The sequence below is a fragment of the Curtobacterium sp. UNCCL20 genome (genome assembly GCF_900101675.1).
Classification (GTDB): Bacteria; Actinomycetota; Actinomycetes; order Actinomycetales; family Microbacteriaceae; genus Curtobacterium.
Genome location: NZ_FNKG01000001.1, coordinates 1548567 through 1567932, shown reverse-complemented (window position 1 = coordinate 1567932; position 19366 = coordinate 1548567). Strand labels below are relative to the sequence as shown.

Genomic DNA, 19366 nt, shown 5'->3' with positions numbered 1-19366 from the left:
GTGCGATGATGGGTCCATGGCCGACACGACTCCCCGCGCGACGAGCAACCGTTCCACGACCCCCGGGTCGTCGACGTTCAAGGACTACATCGGTTCGCAGTGGGCCGACCGCGACCGGCCGCTGCCCGACCCCCGCGAGCAGGCAGCGTTCGCCGCCGAGCGCCGCGCCCGGATCTCCGAGCTGCACCCGGGCCGCACCATCGTCGTGCCGGCCGGCCAGGCGAAGGTCCGCTCGAACGACTGCGACTACCCGTTCCGGCCGCACTCCACGTTCGCGCACCTGACCGGTTGGGGCACCGACACCGTCGTCGGCTCCGTGCTCGTGATGACACCGAACGGCTCGGGCCACGACGCCACGCTCTACTTCCGCGCCACCGCCGGACGCGACTCCGAGGAGTTCTACGCGAACCCGGAGATCGGCGAGTTCTGGGTCGGTCCGCGCCCGTCGCTGGACGAGGTCGCTGCCGACCTCGGGCTCGCGACCGCCGACCTCGGCACGTTCGACGCCGTCATCGACGGGCTCGACGCCTCGGCACTCGTCGTCCGCGACGCCGACACCGATCTCACCCGTTCCCTCGACGAGCGCCTCGGCAGCCCGGTCGGCGGTGCGGCTGCGACCGATGCGGCTCCCGCGACCGACGACGCCCTCGCTCGCGACCTGTCCGAACTCCGGCTCGTGAAGGACGCCTACGAGGTCGCCGAGCTCCGCAAGGCCGTGAACGCCACGAAGGCCGGCTTCGACGACGTCATCGCCGACTTCGACGCCGTGCTCGCGCACCCCCGCGGGGAGCGCATCGTCGAGGGCACGTTCAACCGCCGTGCCCGTGCTGACGGCAACACGGTCGGGTACGACACGATCGCCGCTTCCGGGCACCACGCCTGCATCCTGCACTGGACCCGGAACGACGGTGCCGTGCAGCCGGGCGACCTCATCCTCATCGACGCCGGCGTCGAGGTCGACTCGTTCTACACGGCCGACATCACCCGCACGCTGCCGGTCAGCGGCACCTTCACCGACGTGCAGCGCATGGTCTACGAGGCCGTGCTCGAGGCCGCCGACGCCGCGTTCGCGATCGTGAAGCCCGGCATCACCTTCCGCCAGGTGCACGCCACCGCGATGGAGGTCATCGCGCGGAAGACCGCCGAGTGGGGCTTCCTGCCCGGCACCGCCGAAGAGTCGCTGGAGCAGGACAACCAGTTCCACCGTCGCTACATGGTGCACGGCACGAGCCACCACCTCGGCCTCGACGTGCACGACTGCGCGAAGGCCCGCCGCGAGATGTACATCGACGGCATCGTGCAGCCCGGCATGGTCTTCACGATCGAGCCCGGCCTGTACTTCCAGCAGGACGACCTCACCGTGCCGGAGGAGTTCCGCGGCATCGGCGTGCGCATCGAGGACGACATCCTCGTGACCGAGGACGGCGCCGAGAACCTGTCGGTCGGCATCCCCCGGACCCCCTCGGAAGTGGAGGGGTGGATCGCCCGGTCCGGCCGCTAGCCTGAACGGGTGACGACGCCCGAGGTCTCCCCCAGCACGAGCCCCACCCCGAACCCGAGCACCGGCCGGAACGACCCGGCCGTGTTCTCGATCGACGTCGAGCACTTCGACTCCCCGGACGCGCAGCGGCTCCGTGCCGCCCAGCGGCTGGAGATCGACCGTGCCTACGGCGGCGACACCGAGCCGGGCGAGAAGCCCACGGCCGAGTCGATCGCGGTGTTCTTCCTGGCGCGGGACGAGGACGGCACACCGCTCGGCTGCGGTGGCCTCCGCATCGTGCAGGACGGCATCACGGAGATCAAGCGGATGTACGTCCGACCGGAGTCCCGCGGCCTCGGGGTCTCGACCGCGCTGCTCCGCCGCCTCGAGGACGCCGCGCTCGACCTCGGGTCACCGGCGCTCGTGCTCGAGACGGGCAACGAGCAGAAGCGGGCCATCGGGTTCTACGAGCGCGAGGGATTCAGCCGCATCGCCAACTTCGGCCCGTACACCGGCGCCCCGCTGTCGATCTGCTACTCGAAGGTCCTGTAGACCGGTTCGTCCTCACCGAGCGGGCGACATTCGTCACGCTCGACGCCGCCCGGCGGACACTCCCGCCCACTCGACGTCGAGCAGGCGGCACGTCGCGCCCCCTCGGCGAACCTGAGCGGGACGGCCAGACGCGGACGGGACCGGCCAGACGCGGACGGCCGACCGGCCAGACGCGGACGGCCTCAGCGTGCCCGGTCGGACGGATCCGACGCGTCGGACGCGTCCTTCGACCCCGACGAGTTCGACTCCGAGGCGGGCGCGGACGTCGGCGTGGCACCGGCGACCCGCTCGCCGTAGCGCGGCGGCTCCTCGGGGCCGGGGCGTGATGCTGCCTCGGGCGCTGCCGGAGCGGGCGCCGTCGCCGGGGTCTCCCCGTACCGCGGGCCCTCGTTCGTGCCGTAGCGCGGCGCGCCCGTCTGCGCGCCCGGGGCCGACGTGCCGGGCTGCTGCGTGCCTCCAGGCTGGCTGTGGGGTGTCGCGTGCCCACCGTAGGGCGACCCCTGGGCCGGACCGGACTGCCCGTACGGACCGGACTGGCCGGGCTGCCCGCTCGGCGGACCCGGCCGCCAGTGCTGCTGCGGCGGCTGCCCCTGGAAGCCTGCGCCCGGCGCTCCGGGCGCACCCGGCGTACCCGGGTTCCAGTGCGTCGCGGGGGCGATGCCGGCCTCGCCGAGGATCCGACGGGCCTGCCCGGTGAGCTGCGGGGCGACGACGATCTGGTAGTTCGTCGCGAGCACCTGGTGGACGCTCGTGAAGTCCCGCTGCCGCTTCGTGATCGCGAAGGAGACGATGCCGTAGAGCATGCCGAACGCGGCACCGATGATGGCGGCGGCGAGGATCAGCCCGCCGGCGCTCGGGGAGAACAGGGTGAGCACGATGCCGAAGAAGATGCCGAGCCAGAGCCCGGACAGTGCACCGGCGATCGCGGCCCGACCGTAGGTCATCTTGCCGGTGACGCGTTCGACGGTCTTGAGGTCGTTGCCGACGATCGAGAGCTGGTTGACCGGGAAGTCGGCCTCGGCGAGCTTGGCCACCACACGCTGCGCGTCGGGGTAGCTGTCGTAGGTGCCGAGGACGTCGCCCTTGGGCAGCGTCGGGAAGGCCTGGGCGGTCCTGCCGGCGAAGGGGCTCTGATTGCTCACCCAGCCATCATTCACCGCACACCTTGCGATCGCACGTGCACTCTCAGGGAAGCCGCCGACCGGTGCGGGCGAACGCGGACACGCGACCGACTACGCTGGGCAGGGTGAGCGCCACGAAGGTCTTCGTCGCCCGCCTCGCCGGGTGCTCCGTCTTCGACCCCGCGGGCGACCGCGTCGGCAGGGTGCGGGACGTGCTCGTCGTGTACCGCCGTGTCGACGCCCCGCACGTCGTGGGACTCATCGTCGAGGTGCCGGGCAAACGCCGCATCTTCGTCAGCATCGGCCGGATCACGTCGATCGGCGCCGGGCAGGTCATCACCACCGGGCTGGTCAACATGCGCCGCTTCGAGCAGCGCGGCGGCGAGGTGCGGGTGATCGCCGAGATGCTCGGCCGCAAGGTCCTCATCAAGAAGGAGCGCATCCGCGCCACCATCGAGGACGTCGCGATCGAGGACCGCGGTCAGGGCGACTGGGAGGTGTCGCAGCTCTTCCTCCGGAAGCCGAAGACGACGCCGTCGCCGTTCGGCAAGGGACCGACCACCTTCGCCACGTGGAACGAGGTGACGGAGGACGAGCTGCCGGGCGAGGCGCAGTCCGCCGAACACGTCATCGCCGCGTACTCCGACCTGCTGCCCGCCGACCTGGCGTCGACCCTGCTCGACCTGCCCGAGGAACGCCGGTTCGAGGTCGCCGAGGAACTCCCCGACGACCGTCTCGCCGACGTGCTCGAGGAGATGCCCGACCAGCAGCGCATCGAGATCCTGACCCGGCTCGAGGACGCCCGCGCCGCCGACGTCCTCGACCACATGCAGCCGGACGACGCGGCCGACGTGCTCGCGCAGTTCTCGGACGAGCGCAGTGAAGCCCTCCTGCAGCTCATGGAGCCCGAGGAAGCGCAGGACGTGCGCATGCTCCTCGAGTACGAGCCGGACACCGCCGGTGGCCTCATGACGACCGAGCCGGTGATCGTGTCCGCCGACGCCACCGTCGCCGAGGGGCTCGCCCTGGTCCGCCGCCACGAACTGGCCCCGGTGCTCGGCGCCGCGGTGTGCGTCACGCTGCCGCCCTACGAGCCGCCGACCGGACGGTTCCTCGGGCTCGTGCACTTCCAGCGGATGCTGCGGTACCCGCCGAACGAGCGGCTCGGCACCCTCATCGACCAGCAGACCGAACCGGTCCGGGTGGATGCGAGCGCCGCCGAGGTCACCCGCATCATGGCGACCTACAACCTGCTGTCCGTCCCCGTGGTCGACGACGCCCACCGACTCGTCGGGGTGGTGACGATCGACGATGTCCTCGACCACGTCCTGCCGGACGACTGGCGAAGTCAGGGCGAGGGGGAACCCTCACCGCTCCCACGCCAACGCCCGCGCAAGACGCCCGTGACGACGGGAAGGAGGACCACCCGTGGCCCGAACGGATGAGAACCGCCAGGAGCGGCTCGAGCGTCAAGAGCGCCTCGACTCCCCGAAGGGCATGCGCACGCGTGTCCTCCCCACCCGACGTCGTGCCGGTCGCGGGGACGCGTTCGGCCGTGCGACCGAAGGCATCGCACGGGGCATGGGCACGCCGTGGTTCCTCATCGGCCTCACGCTGTTCTGTGTGGTCTGGATGGGCTACAACACCCTCGCGCCGAAGTCGTGGCAGTTCGACTCGGCCGCGATCGGCTTCACCGCACTGACGCTCGTCCTCTCGCTGCAGGCCTCGTACGCCGCCCCGCTGATCCTGCTCGCGCAGAACCGGCAGGACGACCGCGACCGCGTGCAGTTCGAGCAGGACCGGCAGCGCGCGGAACGGAACCTCGCCGACACCGAGTACCTCGCGCGTGAGGTGGTGGCACTCCGCCTGGCCATGCGGGACATGGCCTCGAAGGACTTCATCCGCGCCGAGATCCGGTCGCTGCTCGAGGAGCTCGACCGGCGCGACGCGGACGACGCCGGCTTCGTGGACGAGCCCGGCAGCGCCACCCGTGGCTGAGGCCGCCGCCGCGGACGAACGACTCGGCGCCGCCGTCCGCGCTGCGCTCGGCCGCGTCATCGACCCCGAGATCCGTCGGCCCGTCACGGAGCTCGACATGATCCGCGGCGTTGACGTGCAGCCGGGAGGCACGGTGCGCGTCGACCTGCAGCTCACGATCGTCGGGTGCCCGGCGGCCGACACGATCGAGCGCGACGTGCGCGCCGCCGCCGGTTCCGTGGACGGCGTGTCGAGTGTGGCAGTCGACGTGTCCGTGATGGACCCCGCGGTGCGTCGTGCCCTGACCGAACGGCTGCGCGCCGGCCGGCCCACGGGCGTCCAGTTCACCGCCGACTCGCTCACGCGCGTGATCGCGGTCACCAGCGGGAAGGGCGGTGTCGGCAAGTCCACGGTCACCGCGAACCTCGCGGCCGCACTCGCCGCCCGGGGGCTCCGCGTCGGCATCGTCGACGTCGACGTGCACGGGTTCAGCATCCCCGGGCTGATGGGCCTCACCGACGGGAACGGCGTCGCACCCCGACCCACGCGGGTGGACAGCATGATCCTGCCGCCGGTCGCCCACGACGTGAAGGTCGTGTCGATCGGCATGTTCGTTGACGACGTCTCCACCGCGGTGTCCTGGCGGGGGCCGATGCTGCACCGCACGGTGTCGCAGTTCCTCACCGACGTGTACTTCGGCGACCTCGACGTGCTCCTGCTCGACCTGCCGCCCGGCACCGGCGACGTGGCGATCTCGGTCGGCCAGCTGCTCCCCCACGCCGAGGTGCTCGTCGTGACCACCCCGCAGGCGGCGGCCGCCGACGTGGCGGAGCGGAGCGGGATCGTCGCGCGGCAGACCGGACAGCGGGTGATCGGTGTGATCGAGAACATGGCGGGCCTCGTGCAGGCCGACGGTTCCGTGCTGCACCTCTTCGGCGAGGGCGGCGGGGCGGAGACCGCCGCGCGGCTGTCCCGGGGGCAGGACGACCCCGTGCCGGTGCTCGGCAGCGTGCCGCTGTCCGTGCCGCTCCGCGAGGGCGGCGACGCCGGTGTCCCGGTGGTGCTCGGCGCACCGTCCGATCCCGCGGCCGTGGCCCTGTCGGCGATCGCGGACCGGATCACCACGATGGGCCGGGGGCTCGCGGGGCGGAAGCTCGGGCTGTCGCTGTCCTGACCCGCGCGCCTCGCCCCGGGCCCGCTCCCGGGTGCGTGGCGGCCATCGGTAGGGTCGAGCCATGAGCATGGATCACGTCGACGTCGACTGGGAACACGCCCGCGACACCAACCGCGCCAACTGGGACGACCGGGTGCCGATCCACGAGGGTGCGTACGAGATCGACGCGCTGACGGACCCGGACCACCGCTCGGCCGTGGTCCGCGACGACCTCCCGGTGCTGACGCCGTGGCTCCCCGACGGGTCCCTCGCCGGGCTCGACGTCTGCCACCTGCAGTGCCACATCGGTACCGACACCGTCTCCCTCGCCCGTGAGGGAGCCCGGGTCACCGGCGTCGACTTCTCCCCGGCGGCGCTGGCCTCCGCGGCCACACTCGCCGAGGGGCTCGGTCTCGAGGTCACCTGGGTCGAGACGGACGTCCTCGACGCCCGGGCGGCCGTGGTCGGTGACTTCGACGTCGTCTACACGAGCATCGGCACGATCTGCTGGCTCGACGACCTCGACCGGTGGGCCGCGCAGGTCGCCGCACTCCTCCGGCCCGGTGGCGTGTTCTTCATCCGCGACGGCCACCCGGCGCTGTACGCCCTCGACGAGTCCGCCGACGAGCTCGTCACCCGGTACCGGTACTTCCCGGACGGCACTGCTCAGCAGTGGGACGACGCCGGCACCTACACGGGCGAGGGCACCGTGGCGAACACCCGGACGTTCGAGTGGCCACACCCGCTGTCCGAGATCGTGAACGCGCTCGTCGGCGCGGGGCTCCGGTTGCGTCGGCTCGACGAGGGCCGGACGCTGCCGTGGCGGTTCAGCCCGCGGATGGAGGACACCGGCTACGGGTCCTGGGCCTGGCCGGCGTCCGATCGGGAGCGGCTGCCGACCACCTTCACGATCGTCGCGACCCGGGACTGAACAGGCCGGCAGCCGCGGCCCGGGGCAAGGAACGACTGTCTGTACGTCCTTTCATGGACAGGTCGTTCCACCTGGGAGCAATATGCAGGGGTATTCCACAATGCTCCTGCGAAATCAGGTCGCAGGGGTTCCACCCGCCGGACGACGACGTCCGGCTGAGGACAGGAGAACCGTGTGAACAAGAACACCCGGGTACGGATCGGCCTCGTGGCCGCCGTCGTGGCGACGATCGCAGGGGGATCACTCGCCGCAGCACCAGCACTCGCCGCGACCCCGTCGTGTGCGACCGCCTGGAGCGCCAGCACCGCGTACACCGGCGGCGCCACGGTCAGTGAGAACGGCGCGAACTACCGCGCGAACTGGTGGACGCAGGGCGACGACCCCGCGACGCACTCGGGGGCGACGGGGAGCGGGCAGCCGTGGACCTCGACCGGAGCGTGCACCGGCAGCAGCACGGGCGGGGGCACCGGCGGCGGGACCGGTGGCGGCACCGGAGGTGGGACGACGCCCCCGGGCGGCGGGAGCGGCGGCACGGCGAGCGGGCTCGTGTTCAGCCCGTACAAGGACGTCACCGTGAACCTCGACTGGAACACGAACGTCATGAACACCGCCGTCACCGGCACCCGGATCCCCGTCGTCGGCTCCTCGAGCAGTCTCGTGTCCAGCCGGGAGCCCGGCCTCAAGGCGATCACCCTCGCCTTCGCGACGGGCACCTGCGGCAGCGAGAACTGGGGCGGTGTCGCCGCGGATGCCTTCGCGAGCGCCAACATCCCGAAGCTCGACGCCGCCGGGGTGGACTACATCGTCAGCACCGGCGGAGCAGCAGGCTCCTTCACGTGCTCCGGCACCGCGCTGCAGTCGTTCATCGCCCGCTACGCGACCCCGCACATGATCGGCGTCGACTTCGACATCGAGAGCGGACAGTCCGCCGCCGACGTGCAGAACCTCGTCAACGCCGCAGCACTCGCGCAGACCAAGTACCCGGGGCTGCGCTTCTCGTTCACCCTCGCGACCCTGGCCGCCAGCGACGGGAGCTTCGGCGGCCTCAACAGCACGGGTGACGCCACGGTGAAGGCCATCAAGGCGTCGAGCCTGACGAACTACACCGTCAACCTCATGACGATGGACTTCGGCCGCGCCACCGCCGCGAACTGCGTCCTGTCCGGGTCGACCTGCGAGATGGGGAAGTCCTCCATCCAGGCCGTCACCAACCTCGAGCACACGTACGGCATCGCGCCGGCGAAGATCGAGGTCACGCCGATGATCGGCGTGAACGACGCCTCCGACGAGGTGTTCACCCTCGCCGACGTCGACACGCTGTCCGCCTACGCGAAGGCGAACGGGCTGGCGGGGATCCACTACTGGTCGCTCGACCGGGACACCCCGTGCGCCTCGACCACGGCGTCGTCCACGTGCAGCTCCGTCCCGAGTGCACCGGCGCTCGCCTGGACGGACCGCTTCCTGGCCGACCTGCGGTAGCCGCCACCGGCAGGAGTCCGCACCACCAACGGACTGGAGGCGCGGTGCCAGCGGGCACCGCGCCTCCAGTCCGTCATCCGGTCAGGTTTGCGGGCGTCAGGTCGCCTCGGCGTCGAACGGTGCGGCCTCGCCGACGGCGAGCGGCACCACCGGTGCCGTCGCGCGCACCTTCGACGCGGTGACCTGGGCGGTCTGCACCGCGGCCGCACTGCCACCGGAGTCGAGCAGCGCGTCGCGGATGATCCGACGGGGGTCGTACTGCCGCGGGTCGAGCTTCTGCCAGTCGACCTCGTCGAACTCGGGGCCCATCTCCTCGCGCATCCGGTCCTTCGCGGTGTCGGCGAAGCGACGGACGGCCTTCACGAACTCGGCGAGCTTCTGGGCGTACATCGGGAGCCGCTGCGGTCCGAGCAGGAGGACGCCGATGATCCCGATCACCAGGAACTTCTCGAAGCCGTCGAACACGGTACGAGCGTAACCCGTCCACGCCGCACGACACCCGTAGAGTTGTCACCCGAACGGAGTGTGCGTGTCAGAGAAAGAGTCGAACTGGAAGTTCGCCGAGGACCTCGTCTCGGAGTCCGAGGTGATCGCCCGAGCGCGTGAGCACTCCCTCGAGCTCGGGGTCGAAGCGATCTCCCCCGCCATCGGCGCGCAGATCGGCGTCATCGCCGCCGCGTCGCGGGCGACGAGCATGATCGAGATCGGCACCGGACTGGGCGTGTCGGGCCTGTACCTGCTCGGCGGCGCCCCCACCGCCACCCTCACCACCATCGACATCGAGGTGGACCACCAGCAGTACGCCCGCGACGCGTACATCGCCGCCGGGTCCGCCCCCGCGCGCATCCGGCTGATCCCGGGCCGGGCGAACCAGGTCCTCCCCCGCATGAACGAGGCGTCGTACGACGTCGTCCTCGTCGACGCCGATCCCGAGCACGTCATCGAGTACGTCGAGCACGGACTCCGGCTCGCACGTCTCGGCGGCACCGTGCTGGTCCCGCACGCGCTCTGGCGCGGACGCGTGGCCGACCCGGTGAAGCGGGATCGTGCGACGACGGACTTCCGACTCCTCCTCACCGAGGTGTCCACCTCGGGTGCGGTCATCAGCTCCCTCTCGCCGGCGGGCGACGGGCTGCTGCAGATGACGAAGGTGTCCGCCTAGCCGCAGCCCAGGTGTCGCAGGTACCGCTCCGGCGCCTCGAGGAACGAGCGCTGGTGCCGCACCAGGCCGAGGTCGCCCCAGTCGGTGCGACGGAGGCCCCACTCCCCCACCTCGTGGATGGTCGCGCCCGGGAACGCCGCGAGCACGGGTGAGTGCGTCGACAGGATGACCTGCCCGACGCCGCTCTCGACGATCGACTGGAGCAGGCCGATCAGCGCGAGGCAGCCGGAGAACGACAGCGCGGACTCGGGCTCGTCGAGGATCCACAGGCCGGGCCACGCGGACCGGTCGATCACGAAGTCGAGGAACGACTCACCGTGGCTGCGCTCGTGGAAGACCGGCTCCGGACGGCGGCCGGGGTGCTGCTCGAGGAAGGTGAACACGCCGTGCATGGTCTCGGCGCGCAGGAAGAAGCCGCTGCGTGCGGCGCCGGGTTCGCGCACGAGCACCAGGTGTTCCCAGAGCTGCGACTCGGACGGCCGGGTGGAGTGCCCGGACATCGTCGAGCCACCCTCGGGCCCCATGCCGAAGGCGAGCGCGATCGCCTCGACGAGGGTGGACTTGCCGACGCCGTTCTCGCCGACGAACAGGGTCACCGGGTCGAGGTCGAGACCGTCGTCGAGCAGCTGCCGCACCGGGAGGAGCGTCCCCGGCCACTCGGTCCGCGGCAGGGGGTCCGGTGGGTACTCCTCGACGCGACGGATCGGCAGGCGGGTCCTCGGCACGCTCGCCATCATGCCCTGCCGCACCGACACCGGCAGGAATGGCGGAAGGCCCGGAACGTACGCGTTCCGGGCCTTCCGTTCGGTGCTTCGACGTACTAGGCCGAGACGACCTCGGCGAGTGCGTCGTGGAGTTCCTTCGCCTCGGCATCGTTGACCGAGACGACCAGGCGGCCTCCACCTTCGAGCGGAACCCGCACGATGATGAGTCGACCCTCCTTAACAGCCTCCATCGGCCCGTCACCGGTCCTCGGCTTCATGGCTGCCATCAGATGTCCCCTTTCGCGCAGTACATGCACGCCCATTATCTCGTATCGATGGGGCAACTGCGAAACTGCCCAGGTTGGGGGGCGTGAATCGCGACGTTCTCGCGGCTCGGATTCCTAACCTTTGCGGATGCCGTACATCCGCTCCACGCGTCATCCGACCTCGATCGACGGGCCGGCCGAGGACGCGGTGCCGGTCGGGATGCGCGTCGCGGGGGCGTTCTCTTGGCGGCTGCTCGTCGTCGGTGCGGTGCTCGCGATCGTCATCGCCCTGGTCGTCCTGCTGCAGGACATCGTGGTGCCGTTCCTCATCGCGCTGCTCGTCTGCGCGCTGCTCGCTCCGATGTCCGCCTTCCTGCAGCGGCACCGCTGGCCGAAGTGGACCGCGGTGCTGTCGTGCTTCGTGGCCATCGTCCTGGCGATCGGCGGACTGGCCCTGATCGTCACCGCGCAGATCCGGTACGACCTGCCGTCCCTCGAACGCCGACTGCACCACAACATCCGCTCGCTGCAGTCGCTGCTCGACAGCCAACCGTTCGGCATCACGGCGACGGACGTGAACCGGTGGGTGTCCGACGGCGTCGATTACGTCCAGGCGCACGCGTCGTCGATCCTGTCCGGGTTCCAGGCCGCCGGGTCCGGCGCCGTGCACGCCTTCGAGGGCCTCTTCATCATCGTGTTCACGACCCTGTTCGTGCTCATCGACGGTCCGCGCATCTGGGCGTGGGTGGTCCGGCTGTTCCCGCGCCGTGCCCGTCCGCGGATCGACGTCGCCGGGCGCGCCGGCTGGAAGACCCTGACGAGCTTCATCCGCATCCAGCTGCTCGTCGCGGTCACCGATGCGCTGGGCGTCGTGATCGGTGCGCTCATCCTGCAGATCCCGCTGGCGATCCCGATCGGCGTGATCGTCTTCCTCGGCGCGTTCGTGCCCGTCGTCGGGGCGATCGTGGCCGGTGTCGTGGCGGTCATCATCGCGCTGGTGTTCAACGGCTGGGTGACGGCGCTGATCATGCTCGGCGTGGTCGTCCTCGTGCAACAGCTCGAGAGCCACGTGCTGCACCCGTTCCTGACCGGGACCGCCGTGAAGGTGCACCCGCTCGGCGTGGTGCTCGGGGTGACCGCGGGCACGACGATCGCGGGCGTGGTCGGGGCGTTCTTCGCGGTGCCGTTCATCGCGACGGTCAACGCCATGGTCACGGCCGCAGCGGGGTGGCGGCCCGGCGACGGAACGCCCGTTCCCTCAGTGAGCGACGGCGACGCCGAAGGTGACGGGGACGCCGACGGTGACGGCCACGGCCGCTCCGATCACGGCGGCGTCCAGTCGTAGCCGTCGACCCACCAGCAGTAGGAGAGCCACACCCACTGCAGCGCCAGGCACACCACCACGACGGCCACCCGGTAGACCCGTGACCTCGGGAGTGCCACGATCCCGAGCAGCGGCGCGATCGGCAGCAGGATGCGCCACGTGCTCGACTGCGGGAAGAACACCGCCAGCAGGTACACGAGGTAGGCGACTCCCCAGAGTCGCAGCTCGAGCCCGATCCGACGTGCCGCGGGCATGAACACGAACCCGGCGAAGCCGATGACGACCACGGCGAGGAGGATCCCGCCCGCCGGCTGCTGGAACCACCACCCGAACCCCTGCACCCACGGTGCGAAGGGCACGAGTTCCTTCCAGCCGATGTACGACGACCGCCAGGCCAGCTCGGTGTCCGTGTAGGCCTTCGGCACACCGGTGACCGCCCAGGCGATGGCGGGCCAGGCCAGGCCGACCAGTCCGGACACGACGGCGACCACGGCGGGTGGCACGGCCGTCCGCACGGTGAGCGGCTCCGACGCGCGGACCCAGGCAGGCCGGACGAACCACGCCGCCAGGAACAGCACGACGAGGAGCGCGAACGCGAGCCCCGTCGGCCGGGTCATCCCGAGCAGCAGGACGACCGGCAGCATCGTCCACCAGCGCCGTTCGACCATCAGGAGGAGTGCGACGAGGAGCAGGAACAACCCCATCGACTCGGCGTACGCGACCTGGAACATCGCGGACACCGGCGCGACGCAGAACAGGACCGTGGCGAACGTGGCACGGGCCGGGTCGAGGAACTTCCCCATCAGCCGCCGGAACACCAGCGCAGCACCCCACCCGGCGAGGAGCGACACGGACACCGCGACGAACTCGAACGACGCCCCGCTGATCGCCATCAGGCCACGGACCAGGAAGGGGTACGCGGGCATGAACGCCCACGCGTTCTCGGTGACGTGCCCGGAGGCGTCGATCGGCAGCGTCGACGGGTACCCGTTCGCGGCGATCACGCGGTACCAGGCGCCGTCCCAGATCGAGGCGAACGACAGGTACGACGGGTGCTGGGCGGTGAACGAGTTCGCGGCCTGCACACTCGCGAACGCCGAGAGCATCACGCCTGTGACGACCCGTGCGAGCACGTACACGACCGTGATCCGCACCCACCACGGCACGAGCCGGTAGCGCGCACGCCACTGAGCTCGAGTGGGGTTCAGCCGGGTGGACCCGGCCGTGGTCAGGCCGTCAGCCACCGACGCAGACCGTCCTCGACCGAGGTGATCTGGTCGACGGGGACCTGCTCGTCGTCGTGGTGGGCGAACACCGGCTCGCCGGGACCGTAGTTGACCGCGGGGACCCCGAGCGCCGAGAAGCGGGCGACGTCGGTCCAGCCGTACTTCGGCCGGGGCGCCGGGCCACCGACGGCGGCGACGAAGTCCTGGGCCAGCGCGGCGTCGAGACCGGGGCGGGCACCGGCGGCGAGGTCGACGATCTGCACGTCGTACCCGTCGAAGAGCTCGCGGATGTGGGCGACGGCTTCGTCGGCGCTCCGTGAGGGTGCGAACCGGTAGTTCACGTGCACCATCGCCTCGTCCGGGATGACGTTGCCGGCGATCCCGCCGCTGATGCCGACAGCATTGAGGCCCTCGCGGTACTCGAGGCCGTCCACGGTGACGGTGCGGGGCTCGTACGCGGCGAGGGTCGCCAGGATCGGTGCCGTCTTGTGGATGGCGTTGTCGCCGATCCAGCTGCGGGCGCTGTGCGACCGCTTGCCGTACGTGCGGATCTCGGCGCGGAGGTTGCCGTTGCAGCCGCCCTCGATCTGGGCGCCGGACGGTTCACCGAGGATGGCGAAGTCGCCGGCGAGGAGCTCGGGGCGGGTGCGGGCCAGCCGGCCGAGGCCGTTGAGGGCGTCGCTCACCTCCTCGTGGTCGTAGAAGACCCAGGTCACGTCGACGGTCGGCGCGACCAGGTCGTACGCGAGCTTGAGCTGGACGGCGCAGCCGCCCTTCATGTCGACCGTGCCGCGGCCCCAGAGGATCTCGGTGCCGTCCTCGGCGGTGCGGAACTCGGTCGGCAGGTTGCCGTTGAGCGGGACGGTGTCGATGTGGCCGGCGATCACGACGCGGCGGTCACGACCGAGGTTCGTGCGCGCGACGATCGCGTCACCGTCGCGGATCACCTCGAGGTGCGCGAGCGGCGACAGGGCCGCTTCGATCGCGTCGGCGAGCGGCCCTTCGTTCCCGGACACCGACTCGATGTCGCAGATGGCACGGGTGATGTCGATGGACGAGGCGGTGAGGTCGAGCTGCTCCGGCATGCGGTCACCCTATCGGCAGCCCCTTGCGACGGGCTGGCGCGTGCCACCGCCTGGAGGCACGGTGCGGCCCCGCAGCACCCGTCCGGACGGACGGCGGCCCGGTCCACCGCATCGGTACCCTGGTCCGGTGACCGACACGACCGCACAGACCCACGCCTGGGGCCACGGCCTCGCGACGATCGCCGCCGACGGCACGACGCTCGACACCTGGTACCCGGAGACGCACCTCGGCGCCCGCCCCGCCGACGCCGCCTTCCCCGCCGACCTCCGCGCGCACGTCGGCGACGACCCGCGCCGAGACGTCCGGATCGAGGCGGTCACGACGGAGATCGCGATCGACGACGCCCCGGCCAGCACGCCGGACGCCTACCTCCGGCTGCACCTCCTCAGCCACCTGCACGTCCGCCCGAACGAGGTGAACCTCGACGGGGTCTTCGCGCACCTGCCGATCGTCGCGTGGACGAACGCCGGCCCGGTCCACCCCGACAGCCTCACGCGCCTCCGTCCGGGGCTGCAGCGCGCCGGCATCGCCGTGCACGCGATCGACAAGTTCCCGCGCCTGGTCGACTACGTCGTGCCGGACCGGGTCCGCATCGGCGACGCCAACCGCGTCCGCCTCGGCGCGCACCTCGCCCCGGGCACGACCGTGATGCACGAGGGCTTCGTCAACTTCAACGCCGGCACGCTCGGCGACGCGATGATCGAGGGCCGCGTGTCCCAGGGTGTCGTCGTCGGCAACGGCACCGACATCGGCGGCGGCGCGTCCATCATGGGCACGCTGTCCGGCGGCGGCACGCACCGGGTGTCCCTCGGCGAGCGCGCCCTCCTCGGTGCGAACGCCGGCCTCGGCATCTCGCTCGGGGACGACTCCGTCATCGAGGCCGGCCTCTACGTCACGGCCGGCACGAAGGTGATCCTCGTCGGCGCCGCCCCGAACCCGGACGGCACCCCGAAGACGGTCAAGGCCGCCGAGCTCTCGGGCGCCCCGAACGTCCTCTTCCGCCGCAACTCCCTCTCCGGCGCCGTCGAGGCGCTCCAGCGCCAGGGACAGGGCATCCAGCTCAACACCGCGCTCCACGCGTGAGCGAGCCGCCTGGAGGCGCGCAGCCGGTCCACGAGACCGGCACCGTGCCTCCAGGCGGTCACCAGCAGGACCCGGTGCCGGTCCGCCGGTACCCGGCCGCCCCGGCGGACTCGCGGGGGTCCGCAGCGCGCGACTGACTGCGCCGCGTCGGGTCGGGCGCGCCGTGTGTGGCCCCCGGGAGGACGTCCACGAGACGCGTGGGCCTGGAGTCCGTCGCCATGCCCGTCGCGCCCGCCCGGGCCGCTCGCCCGCTTGCCCGCTCGCCCGTTTCCGCGAACGGGCGAAGTGCCGCGGTGCATCTCCGCACGACCGAGCACTTCCGCCCGCTCGACGCGGGCGCACCGTCCGCTGGGCGAGCACCAGCACGCGCCCGCCTCCCGCGAGCGGGCGGAACCCCTGGGGGCACCTTCGCACGACCCCGCACTTCCGCCCGCCCGGTCCGCCCGCCCGCCCGGTCCGCCCGCGCGCCCGCCCCCACGAGCGGGCGGAACCTCTGGGTGCACCTTCGCACGACCCCGCACTTGCGCCCGCTCGCCGCGGGCCATCGACCGCTGGCCGAGCAACCCGCGCCCGCCCCCACGAGCGGGCGGAACCTCTGGGTGCACCTCCGCACGACCACGCGCTTGCGCCCGCTCGCCGCGCGTGCGCCGAGCTCGGGCGAGAACCAGCACGCGGACCCCGCGAGCGGGCAGAAGAACGGGGTGCGCAGCGCGCACATCCCGGCATTTCGCCCGTTCGCGAGAAGCCACTCGCGACAACGGGCGGTGCGCGCGCGCTCTCGGGCGCCCCGGGCAGGCAGGCAGCAGACAGACGGGAGGCCCGGGGTCCGTCCGGTGGACGGGCTCCGGGCCTCCGCGTGCTGCGTCGAGGGCGCTGGCTCAGCGAGCGGGCAGGTCACGCTCCGGGTGGCCCACGTAGAGCTGCTGCGGGCGCCCGATCTTGTTGAGCGGGTCGTTGTTCAGCTCGCGCCACTGGGCGATCCACCCCGGCAGACGACCGATCGCGAACAGGACCGTGAACATGCGCGGCGGGAAGCCCATCGCCTTGTAGATGATGCCCGTGTAGAAGTCGACGTTCGGGTAGAGCTTGCGGTCGATGAAGTACTGGTCGGAGAGCGCGATCTGCTCGAGCTCCTTCGCGATGTCGAGCAGGTCGTCCTGGACGCCGAGGGACTCGAGGACCTCGTCGGCGGACTCCTTCACGAGCTTCGCGCGCGGGTCGTAGTTCTTGTAGACGCGGTGCCCGAAGCCCATGAGCTTCACGCCGCGCTCCTTGTTCTTCACCCGCTCGACGAAGCGCTGCACGGGTTCGCCGGAGTCCTTGATCTGCTGCAGCATCTCGAGGACGGCTTCGTTCGCACCGCCGTGCAGCGGACCGTACAAGGCATTGATGCCCGCGGAGATCGACGCGAACATGTTCGCCTTCGTCGACCCGACCAGGCGGACCGTCGCCGTGGAGGCGTTCTGCTCGTGGTCCTCGTGCAGGATGAGCAGGCGGTCGAGGGCCTTGGAGAGCACCGGGTTCGGCTGGTAGGTCTCGGCCATGGTGCCGAAGTTCAGGCGCAGGAAGTTGTCGACGAACGACAGACCGTTGTCCGGGTACAGGAACGCCTGCCCGATGGACTTCTTGTGCGCGTACGCGGCGATCACCGGGAGCTTGGCGAGGAGCCGGACGGTCTGGAGCTCGACCTTCTCGGGGTCGTCGACGTCCATGTCGTCCTCGTAGTAGGTCGACAGGGCGCTGACCGCGCTGGAGAGGACCGACATCGGGTGCGCCGAGTGCGGCAGGGCGTCGAACAGGCGACGGAGGTCTTCGTGGAGCAGCGTGTGGCGGCGGATCCGCGCGTCGAACGAGGCGAGCTCGGACTCGGACGGCAGCTCGCCGTAGATGAGGAGCCAGGCCACCTCCAAGAAGGTGCAGTTCGACGCGACCTGGTCGATCGGGTAGCCCCGGTATCGCAGGATCCCCTGGTCGCCGTCGATGTAGGTGATCGCGCTCTTGGTCGATCCGGTGTTCACGAACCCGTAGTCGAGCGTGTTCATCCCGGTCTGCTTCTTGAACGTCGAGATGTCGACGGTGGACGCGCCGTCGACGCTCGGCAGGATCGGGAACTCCGCCGTGCCGCCCGGGTACGTCAGCGTCGCGGTCTCCGTCGTCTGCTCGGCGGCGGGACTCACGGGGACGGGCGTGGTGGGCGGTGTGGCCGTCTTCTGAGCGTCATTGGCAGTGTCAGTCACGATGACAGCCTAATCGCGCCGTCTGTCGCTCGTGCACACCCGGATGCTCGGGACTTGGTGGGAACCACGGATTGCGCTCCCAGCAGAAGACTGCCTGGAGGCGCGGTGCAGGTCCGTCAGGCGCCCTGCAGACGGCGTCCGCTCGCCAGTCGTTGCGCCGCCGCCGCGATGCGCTCGTCGGTCGCCGTGAGGGCCACCCGGACGTGCTGCTCCCCCGCGGTGCCGTAGAAGGTGCCGGGCGCGACGAGGATCCCGCGCTCGGCCAGCCACGCCACCGTGTCGAGTGCCGGTTCGCCCCGCGTCGCCCAGAGGTAGAGGCCGGCCTCGCTGTGGTCGACCCGGAACCCGGCACCTTCGAGTGCCCGTCGGAGCATGTTCCGCCGGGCGCGGTAACGGGCCTTCTGCTGCTGCACGTGGGTCTGGTCGGCGAGGGCGACGATCATCGCGTGCTGGACGGGCAGCGGCGGCATCATGCCGGTGTGCTTCCGGACGGCGAGCACGTCGGCGAGGATCGCGGCGTCACCGGCGACGAACGCCGCGCGGTAGCCGGCGAGGTTCGACTGCTTGGACAGGGAGTACACGCTGAGGACGCCGTCGAGCGAGTCACCGACGACGCGCGGGTCGAGGATCGTCGGGGTGGGCGCGCTGTCGTACGGGGCGTCCCAGCCGAGCTCGGCGTAGCACTCGTCGCCGACGATCACGGCGCCGAGCTCGCGCGCACGGGCCACTGCGGCACGGAGGTCCTCGACGGAGAGCACCCGCCCGTCCGGGTTGCCGGGCGAGTTCAGCCAGACCAGCTTCGTGGTGGTCGGCCACGAGGCCGGGTCGTCCGAGGCGAGGGCGTCCGCACCGACGAGGGCTGCGCCGAGCTCGTACGTCGGGTAGGCGGCTGCCGGGAACACGACGGTGTCACCGCGACCGATGCCGAGCCAGAGGGCCAGCCCGGCGATGAACTCCTTCGAGCCGATCGTCGGCAGGGTGTTCGCCTCGGTCAGCTGCACGCCGTGGCGCCGCCCGTACCACTCGGCGATCGCCTCACGCAGGGCCGGGGTGCCGGCCACCTGCGGGTAGGCGTGCGCGTCGGTCGCCTCGGCCAGCGCGGTGCGGATGACCGCGGGCGTCGGGTCGACGGGCGAGCCGACGCTGAGGTCGACGATGCCGCCCTCGTGTGCTGCGGCCTGCTGCTTGAACGGGACCAGCTGGTCCCAGGGGAAGTCGGGGAGGTCGAGCGCCACGTGCGTGCTCCTAGCCGCGGGGCGGTTCGGCCATGACGACCGGGTGGTCCTTGTGGATCACACCGACCTTGGCCGCGCCACCGGGGGAACCGACCTCGTCGAAGAACTCGACGTTGGCCTTGTAGTAGTCGGCCCACTGGTCGGGGAGGTCGTCCTCGTAGTAGATCGCCTCGACGGGGCACACCGGCTCGCACGCACCGCAGTCGACGCACTCGTCGGGGTGGATGTACAGCGACCGGTCACCCTCGTAGATGCAGTCGACCGGGCATTCATCGATGCAGGCGCGGTCCTTGACGTCGACACAGGGCTGGGCGATCACGTACGTCACGGTTCGGGTGCTCCCTTCGGAC

19 protein-coding genes are annotated in these 19366 nt (G+C 71.2%); 10 read left to right on the top strand and 9 right to left on the bottom strand.

The genetic code is table 11. The features are described 5' to 3' along the window. Window positions 1-16: 16 nt before the first annotated feature. Together BLT36_RS07685 and BLT36_RS07680 are read left to right on the top strand one after the other, a co-directional pair. Window positions 17-1501, top strand: a complete 1485-nt coding sequence (locus tag BLT36_RS07685) for an aminopeptidase P family protein (protein WP_092093616.1) — start codon at window positions 17-19, stop codon at window positions 1499-1501. 9 nt (window positions 1502-1510) lie between these two features. After that, on the top strand, window positions 1511-2032 hold the full coding sequence (locus BLT36_RS07680) for a GNAT family N-acetyltransferase (protein WP_368086367.1): 522 nt from the start codon (window positions 1511-1513) through the stop codon (window positions 2030-2032). 182 nt (window positions 2033-2214) lie between these two features. On the opposite strand, the gene BLT36_RS07675 is transcribed toward BLT36_RS07680, so the two are convergent. Further along, window positions 2215-3174, bottom strand: a complete 960-nt coding sequence (locus BLT36_RS07675; RefSeq protein WP_092093613.1) for a YflT domain-containing protein — start codon at window positions 3172-3174, stop codon at window positions 2215-2217. A gap of 104 nt (window positions 3175-3278) precedes the next feature. Between BLT36_RS07675 and BLT36_RS07670 the strand changes: the two genes are divergently transcribed. The 5 genes from BLT36_RS07670 to BLT36_RS19130 all read left to right on the top strand — a co-directional run bounded on the left by BLT36_RS07670 (window position 3279) and on the right by BLT36_RS19130 (window position 8693). Next, entirely contained in the window at window positions 3279-4598 is a 1320-nt protein-coding gene (locus BLT36_RS07670; protein WP_092093610.1) for a magnesium transporter MgtE N-terminal domain-containing protein, read from the top strand. 52 nt (window positions 4599-4650) lie between these two features. After that, on the top strand, window positions 4651-5151 hold the full coding sequence (locus BLT36_RS07665) for a DUF1003 domain-containing protein (RefSeq protein ID WP_092094471.1): 501 nt from the start codon (window positions 4651-4653) through the stop codon (window positions 5149-5151). Next, on the top strand, window positions 5144-6304 hold the full coding sequence (locus tag BLT36_RS07660; RefSeq protein ID WP_092093608.1) for a P-loop NTPase: 1161 nt from the start codon (window positions 5144-5146) through the stop codon (window positions 6302-6304). Before BLT36_RS07665 ends, BLT36_RS07660 begins: the two co-directional genes overlap by 8 nt. A gap of 61 nt (window positions 6305-6365) precedes the next feature. Then, window positions 6366-7214, top strand: coding sequence for a class I SAM-dependent methyltransferase (locus tag BLT36_RS07655; protein ID WP_092093605.1), 849 nt, complete (start codon window positions 6366-6368; stop codon window positions 7212-7214). A 174-nt stretch (window positions 7215-7388) separates the two neighbouring features. Continuing rightward, window positions 7389-8693, top strand: coding sequence for a carbohydrate-binding protein (locus BLT36_RS19130; RefSeq protein WP_092093603.1), 1305 nt, complete (start codon window positions 7389-7391; stop codon window positions 8691-8693). Window positions 8694-8789: 96 nt separating this feature from the next. Here the strand turns inward: BLT36_RS19130 and BLT36_RS07645 are convergent, their stop codons facing one another. Beyond that, the gene (locus BLT36_RS07645; protein WP_092093601.1) at window positions 8790-9158 is read right to left on the bottom strand and encodes a twin-arginine translocase TatA/TatE family subunit; all 369 of its coding nucleotides are present in this window, start codon (window positions 9156-9158) and stop codon (window positions 8790-8792) included. A gap of 64 nt (window positions 9159-9222) precedes the next feature. Between BLT36_RS07645 and BLT36_RS07640 the strand changes: the two genes are divergently transcribed. Next, window positions 9223-9855, top strand: a complete 633-nt coding sequence (locus BLT36_RS07640) for an O-methyltransferase (RefSeq protein WP_092093598.1) — start codon at window positions 9223-9225, stop codon at window positions 9853-9855. Here the strand turns inward: BLT36_RS07640 and BLT36_RS07635 are convergent. Both BLT36_RS07635 and BLT36_RS07630 read right to left on the bottom strand, forming a co-directional pair. After that, a complete protein-coding gene (locus BLT36_RS07635; RefSeq protein WP_092094469.1) occupies window positions 9852-10580 on the bottom strand; it encodes an AAA family ATPase in 729 nt (242 codons plus the stop codon). The two genes, BLT36_RS07640 and BLT36_RS07635, sit on opposite strands and share 4 nt — an antisense overlap. 95 nt (window positions 10581-10675) lie before the next feature. After that, the gene (locus BLT36_RS07630) at window positions 10676-10846 is read right to left on the bottom strand and encodes a DUF3117 domain-containing protein (RefSeq protein ID WP_017887054.1); all 171 of its coding nucleotides are present in this window, start codon (window positions 10844-10846) and stop codon (window positions 10676-10678) included. 127 nt (window positions 10847-10973) lie between these two features. Here BLT36_RS07630 and BLT36_RS07625 point away from each other — a divergent pair, with 127 nt between their 5' ends. Then, entirely contained in the window at window positions 10974-12170 is a 1197-nt protein-coding gene (locus BLT36_RS07625) for an AI-2E family transporter (protein WP_092093596.1), read from the top strand. Here the strand turns inward: BLT36_RS07625 and BLT36_RS07620 are convergent. Next, a complete protein-coding gene (locus BLT36_RS07620; protein WP_092094467.1) occupies window positions 12149-13393 on the bottom strand; it encodes a hypothetical protein in 1245 nt (414 codons plus the stop codon). The two genes, BLT36_RS07625 and BLT36_RS07620, sit on opposite strands and share 22 nt — an antisense overlap. Next, complete coding sequence (gene dapE, locus BLT36_RS07615) at window positions 13378-14460, bottom strand: succinyl-diaminopimelate desuccinylase (RefSeq protein WP_092093593.1); 1083 nt, start codon at window positions 14458-14460, stop codon at window positions 13378-13380. The genes BLT36_RS07620 and dapE overlap by 16 nt, the downstream gene beginning before the upstream one ends. A 127-nt stretch (window positions 14461-14587) precedes the next feature. On the opposite strand from dapE, the gene dapD reads away from it, so the two are divergent. After that, window positions 14588-15544, top strand: coding sequence for a 2,3,4,5-tetrahydropyridine-2,6-dicarboxylate N-succinyltransferase (gene dapD / locus BLT36_RS07610; protein ID WP_092093591.1), 957 nt, complete (start codon window positions 14588-14590; stop codon window positions 15542-15544). An 878-nt stretch (window positions 15545-16422) separates the two neighbouring features. Here dapD and BLT36_RS07605 read toward each other — a convergent pair. The 3 genes from BLT36_RS07605 to fdxA form a co-directional block, all read right to left on the bottom strand. Beyond that, window positions 16423-17721 (bottom strand): citrate synthase, encoded by a 1299-nt coding sequence (locus BLT36_RS07605; protein WP_092093588.1) that lies wholly within the window; start codon window positions 17719-17721, stop codon window positions 16423-16425. Between the two features lie 176 nt (window positions 17722-17897). Continuing rightward, window positions 17898-19016: a succinyldiaminopimelate transaminase gene (gene dapC, locus BLT36_RS07600; protein WP_092093586.1), complete on the bottom strand. Its 1119-nt coding sequence runs from the start codon at window positions 19014-19016 to the stop codon at window positions 17898-17900. Between the two features lie 10 nt (window positions 19017-19026). Further along, a complete protein-coding gene (fdxA, locus tag BLT36_RS07595) occupies window positions 19027-19344 on the bottom strand; it encodes a ferredoxin (RefSeq protein ID WP_092093583.1) in 318 nt (105 codons plus the stop codon). Window positions 19345-19366 lie beyond the last annotated feature (22 nt).